This window comes from Neptuniibacter marinus (assembly GCF_001597725.1).
Taxonomy (GTDB): domain Bacteria; phylum Pseudomonadota; class Gammaproteobacteria; order Pseudomonadales; family Balneatricaceae; genus Neptuniibacter; species Neptuniibacter marinus.
The window spans coordinates 41840-57255 of the sequence record NZ_LUTR01000016.1 but is presented as its reverse complement, the minus strand read 5'-3'; the positions used below and the strand labels follow the sequence as shown (position 1 = coordinate 57255).

Below are 15416 nucleotides of genomic sequence, written 5' to 3'. Positions count from 1 at the left end.
ATCCTTGGCTAAAAAAAATAAGCATCCAGCTTCGAGCAGTATGTTGTGAAAGAAAGGTTGTTAAGGTAAAGAAGGGGACCATAACAACCTCAAAAACTTAACGGCCTGATGCGCGTAAGTTTTGTACTGTCATTTTACTTGGTGGCGTCAGCTCAGGATCAACAATCCCTTTAAACTGACCTGTCGTACAATGATTAGCCTGTATATCAACCATGGAGAAGCTATCATCAATAGCAACACCAGTACCTTTGTTTATAGGTAAGTGATGATCAGGATGGGCTTGCCCAATAGTCCAACTTTTCCACATATCGCCTTTGCGGTCGTAGGTAATATTACGTGGGATAATGAAGGTCTGTGCATCCATGTAATGCTCACGCTTACTAATTGGATGGTTCGGATCAACAGGTGAAGACTCTACAACATAGGTTTTACGCAGCTGCCAAGTAATTTCGGGGAAACATCCCCCTTTACCACCGAACTTAATCACCTGATAACCGTCATCATCTTTATGGGTTTCAGTGTCAAGCACCATCTCGTTATGGTTATACATCGGCGACAAAATATATTTGGTGCCTTTGTAAGTCCAGTTCATATCACTAATTCGACCGTTATAACCCTCAAAATCTTCGATCATGACATCAGAACCAAGGAAGGCATCGGTTGTTTGACCTGAAGACAAGCGACGTACACGACGTTGAAAACCTAAATATAAATAAGCATTATCACGCTTAAGATCATCATCAAATCGCTGGATCAGTAATTGAGTGTCTTTCACATCAAACGGCTCTAACACTTGCACGTAGATACCACGAAAAAGATTGGATGGGTTGGGCGTAATTTCAGGGAATGGCTCCTGTTGCGTTCGGTGAGTGAAATTCAAAAAGTGGAAGTTCATTTTTACTGTACGTTCTACTTTACCACTGTTCATATCGCGGTATTTCCAATAGAACGGGTAAATCGCGGAAGAATCTCCCCAGTTGTAACCAAACTTGTAGTTCCAAGCTAGCTTCTCACCTGCTCGGGGGTCATCCATTGATGGCTCTTGAGGGAAAGGCCGACCCGCAACAGAACCTGATATTTCACCCGGTTTTGAACCTAACTTTACATCCCCTGAGTATTTACGAGTGGCGTCTATGTAGGACTTATGGAGATCAAATGAGGTCGTTTCCCCCACTTTCATTTCATAATCACCATTTTTGATGAACATATACATGGCAGGATCAAGGTATTCCTTAACTGAATCCACATTACCTGCATTAATGGTCATTCCTGGTGTTATCGCATCCACTTTAGGAAGTGATTTCGCATAAGGATGAAACGCTTTCTGAATCACATCTTCAGAAACTTGTGCCGCTTGAGCGCTTACGCTTAATGCTGTCGTAACCGCTAACGTTATTAATGTTTTTTTCAACATCGCTATCTACCTTTTATTATTCTGTCGTAATTAGAAGCTGTAACGAACCGTAAACTGGATTTCGTCTTCCTGATTAGCTACACCGATCGGGCCATTTAAGAAACGAGCTAAAGGCTCCGTTTGACCACCACCTGCTTCACCCCCTGTTGCACTCCAAGGGAACGTTTCATCACCCCCAGTTTTCACATTCAAGGCAAGGTTAAACATCCAGTGGTTGTCCGGTGTAAACGAGATACTTGGTGCAATAGCGGTCGCTTTTGCAGCAAAATCATGGGCTACAATAATCTGAGGGCTAAGGCGGTTATTCATGTAGAAGCCTTTAAATAAGCCTGTAGCGATCCAGTTATCTTCGTCGTTTGGCATATCCACTTCATGATCGAGAATATGCTCACCAAATAATTGGGCTGAGATCAGGAAGGCACTACGTGTCCCTAAAGAAGGTATGATCTTGTTTTTATCAAACCCAATAACATACCGCAGCATATCGGTTTCTTTATAACCGTTTGTGTCTCTTGGCTGCTCTTCCCCTTCGGTATAGGCCACTTCTAAACGCCATGTGGCATCCATATTCATGGAGTAATAATCAATCGCACCACCTAGCAATGTAACGCGCGGGAAGTGTATATCGAACAAGCCGAAGTTATTGCCTGGCGCACCTAGCGCATGAATAGAAGGCAGTTGCTGACGGTAATGCAAAGCATTAAGTGAGAACGTTGCATCGCCATATACCCCTTCCCATTTCACACCAAACTGAGTGTTTTTAAGGTTCCAGTCATACTCTTCAACATCGTTGATAACGTAAGGACCACCGCCTTGAATGGACGAGGCAAAGAAACAGCCGGCATCAACCATTTTGTAGGACTGACCACAGGTCCCTAAGTTATGAGGACGGAACTTATCAATGTTCCAGATAAGCTGTAGGTTCTGATCATCAAAAATGGTGTTGGCACCCATACGCCATTCAGCCGTTAACATCCACTGAGGAATACGGATGTCTTCAAGCTCGTCATAAATATTGTGACGCGAGTAGTCCACTGGATTAACCACATCTAAAACACGGAACAGGTCGGTTTTACCCCATACAACCTGTTGCTTGCCAAAGGTCACATTGAAAATATCACCATTAGCAAGCTGCTTATCCGCAGTAATATAAAGCTCACGAATAAAATCTAGTTCATCGTTAAAGTCTGAGAACTTAGCGTCATTCTCATCTTGATCCATGTAACCATCGAGGTTGTTACATAAGGCAGGGTCATTTTCGCAAGGGAAAGCAACACCAGGATTTAATACTGCCGATGAAGAGGCCGTATTATTATCATGCCAGTTTTCACCTAAGTAGTTTTCACCTGCATTCTTGCCAAACTCTCCATCATTTAAGTCGTATACCCCATCATAGGTAGCACGCAGCACACCGTTGATGCTGACATTGCTCCAACCATCTGACTCGACAGGTTTATAAAACTCCGCTTGTGCCGTATTTCGAAATTTAGACAGCCCTTTTTTATCGCGAAAATAGGTAGCATTCTCAACATAACCGGACCATTGCGTTTCTCCCGCAGACACGGTTGGGCCATAGCTCATTGCTATCGCTGTAGCCACCCCAATGGCTACTTTGTTAAGTGTTTTTATTTTTTTTGTCATCACTAAACCCCTTCAGGTTTTTTATTTTAGGTTTTCAATCCAGCGAGTATTTTCTCCAACGCTGACCAATGAAACGGCCTTCACGAATGAAGTACACCATCCTCATCTTGGTAAGCCTTGCAGATAAATTTAGGTTTAAAGACCAGCACCCAACTCGGCACCAGTAACATGGCCGCAGCGCCATTAAGTACAACCATAACCATCAGCAGTAACGCTGCATCCGATTGGAAACGTAGGTCAGATAACAGCACCCACATCACGATGCCCGCCATTAAGGTAATGGCCGTAAAGCTGATTGCTAGCCCTGTGGTTCGGATCGCCTCTCTCACCGCTACATTTAAATCTTGCAGCTTCACCATCTCGGAGCGAATGCGATCCATCATGTAGATTGAGTAATCGATACCTACACCGACACCCACCGCAATGATCGGCACAGTATTGATATTGATACCCATTTGAGTCACACCCATGTAGGCATAGGTCAAAGTGGTAGCGAATAGCATCGCCATAAACATCATCGTGCCAGCGGCTAATGATTGGTAAAAGAACATCACCATCACAAAGATCAGGATAAAGACTAAAGGTAAAACCCATAGGTTGGTTTCATAGGCCGCTTCATTCATCGCCGCAGTTACACCAATGGTGCCGCCAGCGAGGCGAATGGTTAGCCCTTCAACTTTGCCTTCATTCGCGCTAATCCACTCTTTAGCCGTATGGATCGCACGGCGGATCGTTTCCCCTTGGTGATCTTTGTAATAAAACACCAAGTTAGCAATACGTTCATCGGTATCGACAAACTCATTCAATGCGCCAGGGATTGGGCTCGACATCATATAGGTAAACATAAGTCCACCTACGTACCGTGAATCCGCCGGTATCTGAGCCCAACGGGGATCATCATTGTGCAGTAAACGGTTAACCTGTTTTACTAAATCAGGAATCCCTTTCGCCCCACCAACCTCAGGATCAAGCATCATGTGATTTTCAAGCTCACTTAACGCTTTCAGCACTTCTGGACGTTTAATACCGCCCTTCTCTGAGGTCTCGGCCACAATGTAAAGCTCCTCTGAGCCTGGGAAACTGTCATTGATGGCTTTTGAGGACACGTTGTAATCATGATCTTGATAGAGAATCGGCGATCCCGGCTCAGACTCACCAATCACAACCTTAGAGGAGAAATACCAGCCTCCTACAAGGAAGAAAGCCGCTATCCATAAAGCATTCTTTGCTGAGCGTTTATCGCTAATAATCTCCGCACAGGCAAAGCCAACATTACGAAATATGTTGTGTTTAACTTCAGTGTTTTTAGGCTTTGGAAGAATTGAGAGTAAAAGAGGTACCGCCAGCAATACGGTAATAATAATGCATAGCGCCCAGAGGGACGCGTAATGGGCCAATTTAGTATTCAGCGGAATAGAACCAATCGCAATAAGCAACAACCCTATCGCATCAGAGACAACACCTAAGCTCCCAGGACGAAATAGATTCTCAAATGTACTACGTGCTGCCACATGATGATCTGAATGGTCATTCAACTCTTGATAGTAGCGCTCGACAATCTGAATACCATGCGACATAGCACGGGCAGAAATAAGGAATGGGATCACCAGTCCTAATGGATCGAGGTTATACCCAAACAGCGAAATAATACCGATCCCCCAAATAGAGGAGACGATCACCGCGGCTAAAGGAATCAGTACCCCGTAGGCTTTACGGAAGTAAAAGATCAATAGCGACACCATAATCAGCGCGGTAAACAGGAAGATCTCTATGATCTGATCTAAGTACTGATACGCCCAACCCACAAGCATAGGCTGGCCAGTCACATGGATCTTAAAGCCCTCGGCGTTTTCCGCATCACGTAAGCTTTGGATCTCATTAAAGGTTTTAACGTAATCCAACTGGCCTTCATTGAGCTGCGCTTTAACCAGCGCCATTTTCATATCTGGCGAGACTAAGGGGCCATACACCCTAGGATCAGCCAACACATCAGAACGCAGTACCGACAGGGCTTCCACATTCATTTCACCACCCTGAGGATCATAATAGGACTCAGAGTTCACATTCCCTTCCGGCGTCATCCACACTTTACGGGAGTTACGGTGAGTTACACTGGCAACAAGGTTATGGTTAACACCAGGTAAGCTATCTACAGCTTGAGTTACACGATGGATCTTTTCGAGAGCAGCATTACTGAAGATATCTCCGTCTTCCACTTCCACCCCAACAATCACAACATTGGCGCCCCCAAAGGACTCCTTAATCTCGTTGTGAAGTTCTATGTAAGTGTGTTCCTGCGGCAGCAGGTCAGCAAAATCCGAGTACATTTTTACACTCGGAATCTGGTACGCGAAAAAGAGCGTCACCAGCAAAATACAACTTAGAATTAACTTAGGATAAGAAAAGACAATCTCATCCAAGTTATGTAAAAAATGGGTGGCTTTATGAGCCTTAGTGGACTGCTTATCCATGATAAAGGCCTCTACTTACCAGATGTAGGTTGGATAGCTAAAGAAAACAGAGACCCAGAGCCTCCGGCTAAGAGGAAATTCCCCGACTTAAGTTGTGTGACATCACGCAAATACACCGGACGACCATGGGTATCTATTTCGGCCCAATCCTGACCGGTAAAACTCAATAGCGTTGAGTGATCGCCAAAAGCAAAGAGCTTTTCCCCTACAGAATAAAAACCATAAATAGGTGATTCAGTCGGCGTTAGTTGTTTTTCCCAGCTAATCCCTCCATCCTCGGTATAAAGAATCTGGCCACTTAAGCCACCGACCCAACCCTCTGAGGCTGAGGTAAAATGAGCCGCATGGGTATAGAAGTCATTGGGAATCATCTCCGGTGTATTCCAGCTCATGCCAGCATCATCACTACGACTAACTAAACCAAACTCACCACTGATAAAGACCGTGTTTTGATCGACAAACTGAATACCCGTCAACATGGCATCTTCGTTTAAAGTCGTCTCATGCCATGATTCACCTTTATCGGTAGAATTAAGGACAGTAGAAAAGCTACCTACGACCCAAATACTGTTATCAGGTGCGCAAGTTAGATCAAGAAGGTCTTCCGCGGTGGGGAGTTTTTTCGATTGCCATGTAGCACCACTGTCACGGCTAAACCAAGCTTTCTTGTCGATACTTAGCGCAACAAAGCTTTCATCTGGACAGACAGCCACATCAACGAGCGCTGGTGCATCATCAAGTTGATGACGGGTCCAAGATAGTTGATCTAGAGGACTGGTTAGAACAAGACCATCCGAACCAACGACTACTAGCGTTGTAGCATTGGCAGCAATGCCCTGAAGCTGATCTGTACGGCGAACTTGCTTTTGTTTCTCGGCTTCAACCCCTTCAAGATTAAGTGGTGCTTCACAGCCCACTAAAGATAGAGAAATGACCAGCGCTAGCCCTGTTGTTTCAAGCTTCGCTAAGGTCGGCCCTGACGATTTATAAAAGTTAAGATTATCGACGTATCTTTTTTTAATTATTGACGTCATTTTATTCACATCACCAAAAACTGTATTTATAGGTGCATATACACCTCGACGACTAGAATACAGCAACCACCGTGCCAGCTTATTGATGAGGAAATAAAATACTTAAAATTCAGTAGGTTAGGCATAACCTATAAGATTATCTCAACATAATCTTCGACTTAACAAATCTCCTCATTCACCAAATAATCAAATGATGTCAAAAGGGGTAATCAAATAATTAATGGCTGACTCTAAATCAATGGCAAAGATCTAACTAAACTTAAGAAATAAAAAAACCAGCATTCGCTGGTTTAAGAAGAGAGGAGAAACAACGTTTAGATTCGCTTAAATAAAGCAGACCTAGATTGATCTTCAGACTCATCTGCAGCCGTTAGAAAACGTTCCATATGGATATCTCGCTCAAATAAACGCCCTTGCATCAACGTTGTAATCGCGGCATTGATCATAGGAGGTGGACCACAAAGGTAAGCTTTATGACCATCAAAACGGCTATTGAAATGCGCATCTGCAGCATCATGAACAAAGCCCGTAAAGCCTTGCCAATCATCATCAGGCTCTGGCGCATTCAGCGCTGGAATATAATGAAAATTACTATGCTCTTTTGCTAAGTTTTCGAAAATAGCTCTGTTATAAAGCTCCGCAACATTGCGTGCGCCTTGGAAGAGATAAATCTCACGGCTATCGCCACGCTCTAGTAATTCAAAAATCATCGATTGTGGGCTCGACAAGCCTGATCCACCAGCAATAAAGATCACATCCTGACTATCAGACAAACGCGTAAAGAACTGACCATAAGGACCTGAGAGCTCTAAAGTGTCACCCACCTTCAACTGTTCATGTAGATAAGTAGTACCCGCGCCTCCTTCAACTAAGCGCACATGCAACTCAAGCACTTTATTATCAGAAGGTTTGTTAGCAATAGAAAATGCACGAGATCCTTCCACACCTGGAATGCTCAGGTTTATATATTGCCCTGCTTGAAATTCGATCTCATCATCAAGGGTAAAATGTATACCTTTAATCGTCGGTGATAGATCTTTAATTGCCGAAACGGTGCCGATAAAGTCCTTAACAGGAAAACCCTCAAAATCTTCATCAACATCTATATCAGCTTCAATCACTAAATCTGATTCAGGTGTTGCACAACAAACTAAGATTTTCCCCTCTTCTCGCTCTATATCCATCAACGCGAAGGGCGATGCATTACCAAGATCCACATCACCTTCGGTTACTTGACACTTACAGGTTGCACAAGTGCCATGACCGCAGGCAAAAGGCAGCCAAACCCCCTGCCTTAGCGCTGCATCTAATATAGTCTGGCCCTCTTCCACCTCAATCACATCACCTGTCGGCTCAACAACTACTTCATAAGTCATAGTATTCCACCTTATAAACTGGCTTTAGATACCCGCTTCCTGAACGCCTTTTAGTTCGGGCGTTTGGAAACGTAATAATGATTTATGACCAATCCCTTGATCTATTAATGATGCATTGAGTTGAGGAATAAATGGCTGACCATCTAATAACCATTCTGCTTTATCCCAATTAATTTTAGAAAACTCAGGATGAAGGCTAAATGCTTCAGGTATTACATCGTCTAACAGGGTTCTAAATAGCATTTCAGGGGGCAAAGGGTATGCAAATGCTGCGCAAAACATCAAATGATGATCCCAACCTACATAAACAACTTGGTTACCGTTAAAATTTTCAAATTTATCTAATACTTCGCCTTTGTATTCAGGTGTTATGGCATGTATAGGCATTATTATTCTCCCGATCAATACGATAGCCCCTCTTGTCAGGGACTATCGATCGTTTAATTATTTTGTTGCCTAATCAGGCAACACCTTTCCACTGCTTCCAGCGCTTCTCATCCGGTGAGCCTTTCATATCCATGTTGTCTTCACCTAAATTCATCCGATAGAAATCGCTTAACACATTCTCGACATCCGGACCGCCACAGTTACCTTGGAATATTTGATGAACCGGTAACCATGACTGGACATATTTTTCAGGTTCATCATCAAAAATTTCTTTACAGCCATCGGAGCAGAAATGATAACGGTCGCCGTTATAAACTGAATCGCGATAGCACACTTGGGTAGGATCATCCATCTCAGTAAAGCCCATAGGGATCTGGCACGTCGTACAAAGCTGAGGCAGCGCTTTGGTATAGAAACGTTCCCCCTTAGCTTCCATCTCTTTAGCTAGCTCCCAGCGAGGACGGTAGTACTTATCAAACGTATCTGGGTACTTTTCAGATAACCAATCCAACTCTTCATCTGATGGAATCCACGTATGGAAGCCTGCAGCATGACCGTGGGTATAGAAGATCCACCATGCCTGATGAGACACATGCTCTTTTTCTTTCTCAATGGTTTCCGCATATTTAGGCATTTTGATGCCATAGCGTGCGAGATCTTTAAATAACGCGCCACCCGCCTCTTCGAAGTAGACTTCCCACGCCTCTTTCCAAGACATCACCTTATTTGGCAACATGTAATCCATCATCATCGCCACTAGTGTTAATAAACGCGTACCACGCCAGAACCATTTATCAATCCATTTCTGGACAATCGGTACGTTATCTTCATGCTGTTCCAATAAGAATTTAATAACCTCAAGACCTAAGGTCATGTGGCGTGCTTCATCAGATTGCGCCGAAAAGCCAAAGGTCACTGTGGCCATATCACCATTATGAGCCGCACCCGACATGAAAGGCACAAACAATAGGTTGGTTAATACATATTCAAATGAGAAACCTATCGCGACCATAAACTCAAATGGTCCAGCTGCACGAGCATCATTAAAGAAAGATTTCGGTACAGACAAGTACCAAACACGGTCATGCATATGGCTATAATCTTGGAAGCCATCAAAATACTTGTTGTAATGGCTCATCGCGTGAATCTGTGTCTGTACATGACGCAATTCATCAATCGCTTGCATCTGACAAGCAACACGCGCACCTACACCACCAAACTGACGACCTACATGAGCAAAGCCTTGGTAGGCTTGATATTCAAGCGGAGAAACGCCGGTTAAAAACAACTTAAGTGCATTTACATAACGCGGGTCTGATACGTTTAAATGACCGTGATTTTGTGAAAATGCATCAAATATTGCATAAAGTTTTTTCTCTTTTTCCGCTTGATACTTCCAATAGGAATCCATTGTTAAGCGAAATGGGTCTTCCCATTTCGACCAATCTGTAATTTTGATACCTTCAAATTCTTCAAATGGGAAAGCATCCTTTTTATCCACATAAGAGTATTCCCAATCAAGATCACGGGTTAGCAGGCGATATTTATCTTTTATATTTAGTTTCTTAGCCATGATTCAAACCTTCTTTTTATTCATTCCAATGAAGACTTAAGCTGTCATCATCTTCTTCAACGTTGCCACCTAGCGTAATGAGATTTAGATGCAACTCCTGAATATCCCAATCACGCCCCATCTTCTCCTCTACGGTTTCCTTTAAAACCGTCAACCGGCCTTCCATTTCAATTCGAATCATCGCCGGCATATGAATAACCGTTGCTTCAGGGTTATCTTCTTCAATGGCTTCTACGATATAACGAGACTCATCATTATCCTGTAATGCGATATAAACTTTTGACATGCTTAACACCCTTATTATTTGAACAAACCCGCTTTCTGTAAGCGTTTATCAAGTACAGACTCGGCTAATGCCAACGCGTCGTCGTTTAGCATGTCTGCAGCCAATGGTGCCAATGCTTTAGTTATGACTTGCTTCCAATGAAGAACCCACTTTTCTAGCAGCGCTCTATTCTCATTCGATTCAGTTGCCGCAATCTTTAGTGTTGCGTCTATCCAGCGATTCGTATCTTTTGACCAAGCTTGCATAAAGTCAGTCAACATGCCGATATCTTGAGCACCATTCTCTTGAAGCCATTGATCAAACTGGACATAAATTAGCTCATGCATTAAGCAATCCAGCACAACATCTTGGGCAACTAAAACTTCAAACCAATCTTCAGTCACCGACAACTCTTCAACCAGTGCTCTCACACCCTGCCAAATAGGATCATTCAACCAAGCGACTTTAGCTTCAGTTAATGAACCCCCTGTATTTCCATCAATGATTAAACCAATACGTGAGAGATATTGAGCAATACCTAAGCGGTCCATTCCGTTATACAGACACGCCTGAGTAATTGCGGTGCCAAAACCGTATGCACAAGCGTACATATTATTGAGATTCGCACCATGTTCTACATGGCGAAGCGGGACGAGGTATTTAATGATATTTTCTTTCATGCCTTCAGGCAGCAACGCAACTAAATTACGTTTTTCAAAAAAGGCATAGTTGTTTTCAGCCGCTTCCTGCATTTTTGCGCGCTGTTGAACATACGCACCATAATAAAATTGGCGTGGGTCTTTAAATGCATACCAATCTTTCATTTTTATAGCGGTACGACTTGGGTCATTCAGCTCCTTATCCGGTTGCCAAAGCGGACGATAATGGAAGTACTTTTCCGATTGCACATCATAGGTTGCCTCCTGATAACGTGTAGCGGGCTTATCACCGAATCGACGCTCTATATGCGCAAACGTATTTCGGACGGGTTCAAGGGTTGCTGTTTTTATTTCAATAGTCATGCGGTTGTGCCCCAGCAAAACGAGTTTATTGTTATTTGGTTGTGCGATTGTGATTACGGGCCATTAGCGTTTCTTCGCCATAGCGCCATTTATCCATTTCAGCATCAATGGCCTGGGTCTGTTCTGTTGTCATATGAACTACGTTGTTGTGTGAACAAAAGTGTTCAAACGCCCCTTGAGGCATCACTAATTCAACAAACAGACTCGGGTCACCGATGGCAAAATCAAACTCCACAAATCGAGCACCTTCAGCGCTGCGAACACGAACATACTTCACTAACTCTTCAAACGAAGCGTTGTTCTGTTGACTGTTCACATCTAGATCTGCTTTTTTCATTTTGTTTCAATCACCTTTTGGGCCATAGTCGAACAGCTATCAGCAAAGGCTGTGCCAGAACCGGAAGTAAAAACAAAAACAAAGGCAAATTAAAAAACATAACCAATTGATATATATAGCTTTTTATAAACAAAGCCGAAGCCCGAACAAATAAAAATAGACTGACTTTACGACGAATTATTTATACGACTCCCTCTATCTAAAGGGTGACGAAATGGTTAGGCTAGTATGAAATAGTGATGAAATGATGAGACATATAAACAACCTCTCAGGGCTGAAAGAGGTAAACGCTGCTTTGCGGATTGTGCATGTTTCTTGCTTAACACCCGCTAAGTAAAACGCTTTATAAATAAAGGTTCTTATTACTTCATACCACTTAGCGATGCGATCTGGGTATCTAATGTATTAGGGGACAAACTAAAAGAATTAGTATTCATTATTTAAAGTCACCCTAAATATAGCTAGCAGCATATAAAAAAAATAAATATAGCGAGTCCTTGAATGAGCGAACAACCGGCATTGCAGTTTCCTACGCCTGAAGATCTTATTTCTCAAATACAGTTTGACCACGAAAATGGAAAAATCTGGTTAGATGAGCAGAGAATGCTCCTTATTCATTCTGCTGTTATGGGCTCTTTACGCACAGAATTAGTCGCCTCCCTAGGCATAGAACGCGCCAGAGGTTTTTTGATGCGTTTTGGCTATAACAGCGGAATGAAAGATGCTGAACTAGCACATAAGGTTCGCCCAGAAATCACTAAATCCGAAGCGTTCCTTGTCGGCCCTCAGCTTCATGGTATAAAAGGTATGGTACGCGTCGAACCTGTCGCACTCGAATTTGACCTTCCCGACAAACAGTTCTATGCCGAATTTAATTGGTATGATTCTTACGAAGCCGATCTGCATATACATGAGTTTGGTGTATCTGAAGATCCAATCTGCTGGACCTTGCTCGGTTACGCTAGTGGTTTCTCCACATACTATATGGGCCACAAAATCATCTTTAAAGAAACTCAGTGTGCTGGTACTGGCGCCGATCACTGTAAAATCGTTGGTAAACCGGCTTCTGAATGGGAAGATCAAGAAGAACTAGAACGTTGTCTATTACCCGACCCTATCGCTGATGAACTTTTTGCCCTCCGTTATGAAGTCAGCACATTAAAAGAAAACTTCCAAGCTCACCGATTCCCTTCAGATGAAATATTATTCAACTCGGTCGGACAATCTGAGGCATTTAAACATGTCTGTCATCTGATTCAACGTGCCTCAGACAGCACAGTCACCGTCCTCCTTCAAGGCGAGACGGGCGTGGGTAAGGAGGTAGTCGCACGCGCACTGCATCAAAGTAGTCAACGCTCTAACAACCCCTTTATTGCAATCAATTGTGCGTGCATTCCGCCAGATCTTATTGAAGCTGAACTTTTTGGTGTTAGGAAAGGCGCTTATACCGGTGCAACCGAGTCTCGAGAAGGTAAATTTGAAAGAGCAAATACTGGCACAATTTTTCTTGATGAAGTGGCTGAATTAAGCCCTAGAGCACAAGCCACCCTATTGCGCGTACTCCAAGAAGGAGAGCTGGAACGTGTAGGCGATAATCAATTACGTAAAATTGATGTTCGTATTGTTGCAGCGACAAATGAGAATCTAATTGATGCTGTGAAAGCAGGTAAGTTTCGTGAAGATTTATACTACCGTCTGAATGTTTACCCTGTCTTAATCCCCCCACTAAGGGAGCGATCCGAGGATATCTCCCTTTTAGTCGATCACTTTCTTGAAAAGTATCACGCTAAATACAACAAACAGACACTCGGTGTATCAGAGAAAGCATTACAAGCACTGATGCACTACAAATGGCCTGGCAATATTCGTGAACTAGAAAACATGATTGAGCGCGGTATTATTCTTACCGATAATAATCGTAGTATCGATATGAGTTCATTTTTCCCCTCTCTTTCAGAGCCAACTCACCCTCTGAATATTATTAGCAAAACAGGGGAATTGAGCAGCTTAGAAAGTGACGATGCATCTAAAGATACAGTGATCGATCAACTCCTTAATCATAATTTTGATCTAGCTCACTTTGAACAACAGGTACTTGAGCGTGCTATGGAAAAAGCCGATGGAAATATCACCCAAGCTGCTCGCATTCTAGGTATAACCCGCCCGCAAATGGCCTATCGACTCAAAAAATAATAGCAAAATCAGCTTTAGACAAACGTCTCTCCGTCCAGAACCCATCATCCCTAATATAGGCCTATATAACGGGTTCGACTGAGCCCCTATCCGACGCTTGTGTGATTATGAACTATAGCGTTAGCGCTAACCTCTAAAAAGTAATAAACCGGCATATCTGCAGTAATTTCCGCGGTCATTAAATCTACAGTTCCATTTAATCAACTCGTCACACACCGAGTCATCATTTAATCATTTGATAATCTTAGCCCTTACCCAAGTACACCTTTTTGATCAGAGCCTTTATAAAAAATTAACAAATTTTTCCTTATTTTTCATAATTTTAAAATAAAAGAATCAAAAAAATATCCACAATGGCATATCGATTGCTTGGTAGTGTTTGCACGTATGAAACTGTAATGCAGTAGTAGTTAGAGACTGATACATGAGTCAAACAATAACTAAACATAAGATTCAGGTAATTAACCAAGGGCAAGAGTTTCTATGCCCTAGCGAGATCAGCTTATTGATTGGTATGGAAACAATTAATTCACACTGTATCAATGTGGGCTGCCGTGGCGGAGGCTGCGGGGTCTGCAAAATAAGAGTTGTGAATGGCTCTTTCTCAAGTAAAAAAATGAGCAAAGCGCATATAACGGATAAAGAGTTACAGGATGGATTTGTCCTTGCCTGTCGTATTTTTCCAACCAGCGATCTTGAGATAGAGGTTATTCACTCACCCGATCCGAAACAAATAATCGTTTAAAAATAATAATTGAGGATAGTTTCATGAAAAAAGGTGTTATGCGTCCAGGGCATGTTCAAATACGCGTACTCGATATGGAAGAGGCACTTACCCATTACCGAGATCTGGTAGGTCTTATAGAGATGGATCGCGATGATCAGGGGCGCGTCTATTTAAAAGCCTGGTCTGAAATAGATAAATTTTCAGTTGTCCTACGTGAAGCAGATGAGCCCGGTTTAGACTTCTTTGCCTTTAAATGTATCGACGAAGCCACCGTCGATAGCCTACGATCAGAGCTTATTAAGTATGGCTGTAATGTTGAAGATATTCCGGCAGGAGACCTAAAAGACTGTGGTCGTCGCGTGCAGTTTGATACCCCGACAGGTCACACATTTGAGCTATACGCAAGCAAAGAGCAAACCGGTAAATGGGGTATTAATCCTGTAAACCCAGAAGCCTGGCCTGAAGGTCTAAAAGGCATGAAGGCGGTACGTTTTGATCATGCCCTCCTTTATGGACCCAATATAGACGGAAGCACAGAGATCTTCACTGATATTCTGGGCTTTGATCTTGCTGAACAAGTACTAACCGCCGATGGAACAAGAATAGCCAGCTTCTTAACCTGCAGCTCTAAAGCCCATGACGTCGCATTTATTGAATGCCCAGAACTGGGTAAATTCCACCATGCCTCCTTCCTGCTAGAAACTTGGGATGATGTTTTACGTGCAGCGGATCTCATCTCAATGCGAGATGTATCTATCGATATTGGACCGACACGGCATGGCCTAACGCACGGCAAAACCATCTATTTCTTTGATCCTAGCGGAAATCGCACTGAAGTATTTTGTGGTGGTGATTACCACTATCCAGATCACCCCACGATTACATGGCAAGAGGAACAATTAGGTAAAGCGATTTTCTACCATGATCGTGTCCTCAATGAGCGATTCCTAACTGTTTTAACGTAAGCATAAGGTGC

Annotated in this window: 13 protein-coding genes; 3 read left to right on the top strand and 10 right to left on the bottom strand. The window is 43.0% G+C overall.

All coding sequences use genetic code 11. The features are described 5' to 3' along the window. Positions 1 to 97: 97 nt before the first annotated feature. The 10 genes from A3774_RS11485 to A3774_RS11440 form a co-directional block, all read right to left on the bottom strand. Entirely contained in the window at positions 98 to 1414 is a 1317-nt protein-coding gene (locus tag A3774_RS11485; RefSeq protein WP_067867378.1) for a DUF1329 domain-containing protein, read from the bottom strand. Positions 1415 to 1444: 30 nt separating this feature from the next. Beyond that, positions 1445 to 3055 carry a DUF1302 family protein gene (locus A3774_RS11480; RefSeq protein ID WP_067867374.1) on the bottom strand — a complete coding sequence of 537 codons (1611 nt, stop codon included), beginning with the start codon at positions 3053 to 3055 and terminating at the stop codon, positions 1445 to 1447. Between the two features lie 80 nt (positions 3056 to 3135). After that, positions 3136 to 5526, bottom strand: coding sequence for an efflux RND transporter permease subunit (locus tag A3774_RS11475; RefSeq protein WP_067867371.1), 2391 nt, complete (start codon positions 5524 to 5526; stop codon positions 3136 to 3138). Between the two features lie 11 nt (positions 5527 to 5537). Beyond that, a complete protein-coding gene (locus A3774_RS11470) occupies positions 5538 to 6560 on the bottom strand; it encodes a WD40/YVTN/BNR-like repeat-containing protein (protein ID WP_082792426.1) in 1023 nt (340 codons plus the stop codon). Between the two features lie 314 nt (positions 6561 to 6874). Then, positions 6875 to 7936: an NADH:ubiquinone reductase (Na(+)-transporting) subunit F gene (locus A3774_RS11465; RefSeq protein ID WP_067867368.1), complete on the bottom strand. Its 1062-nt coding sequence runs from the start codon at positions 7934 to 7936 to the stop codon at positions 6875 to 6877. Positions 7937 to 7960: 24 nt separating this feature from the next. Next, the gene (locus A3774_RS11460) at positions 7961 to 8323 is read right to left on the bottom strand and encodes a phenol hydroxylase subunit P4 (protein WP_067867365.1); all 363 of its coding nucleotides are present in this window, start codon (positions 8321 to 8323) and stop codon (positions 7961 to 7963) included. Positions 8324 to 8396: 73 nt separating this feature from the next. After that, a complete protein-coding gene (locus A3774_RS11455) occupies positions 8397 to 9896 on the bottom strand; it encodes an aromatic/alkene/methane monooxygenase hydroxylase/oxygenase subunit alpha (RefSeq protein WP_067867360.1) in 1500 nt (499 codons plus the stop codon). A gap of 16 nt (positions 9897 to 9912) precedes the next feature. Further along, a complete protein-coding gene (locus A3774_RS11450) occupies positions 9913 to 10182 on the bottom strand; it encodes an MmoB/DmpM family protein (RefSeq protein WP_067867357.1) in 270 nt (89 codons plus the stop codon). Positions 10183 to 10196: 14 nt separating this feature from the next. Next, positions 10197 to 11183, bottom strand: coding sequence for an aromatic/alkene monooxygenase hydroxylase subunit beta (locus A3774_RS11445; RefSeq protein WP_067867353.1), 987 nt, complete (start codon positions 11181 to 11183; stop codon positions 10197 to 10199). A 31-nt stretch (positions 11184 to 11214) separates the two neighbouring features. Further along, positions 11215 to 11520, bottom strand: a complete 306-nt coding sequence (locus tag A3774_RS11440; protein WP_067867350.1) for a phenol hydroxylase subunit — start codon at positions 11518 to 11520, stop codon at positions 11215 to 11217. Between the two features lie 501 nt (positions 11521 to 12021). On the opposite strand from A3774_RS11440, the gene A3774_RS11435 reads away from it, so the two are divergent. From A3774_RS11435 to A3774_RS11425, 3 genes are all read left to right on the top strand, one after another. Then, on the top strand, positions 12022 to 13713 hold the full coding sequence (locus A3774_RS11435; RefSeq protein ID WP_067867347.1) for a sigma-54-dependent Fis family transcriptional regulator: 1692 nt from the start codon (positions 12022 to 12024) through the stop codon (positions 13711 to 13713). A 424-nt stretch (positions 13714 to 14137) separates the two neighbouring features. Then, a complete protein-coding gene (locus A3774_RS11430; RefSeq protein ID WP_067867344.1) occupies positions 14138 to 14458 on the top strand; it encodes a 2Fe-2S iron-sulfur cluster-binding protein in 321 nt (106 codons plus the stop codon). A gap of 23 nt (positions 14459 to 14481) precedes the next feature. Further along, positions 14482 to 15405, top strand: a complete 924-nt coding sequence (locus A3774_RS11425) for a catechol 2,3-dioxygenase (protein ID WP_067867340.1) — start codon at positions 14482 to 14484, stop codon at positions 15403 to 15405. Positions 15406 to 15416: the final 11 nt, after the last annotated feature.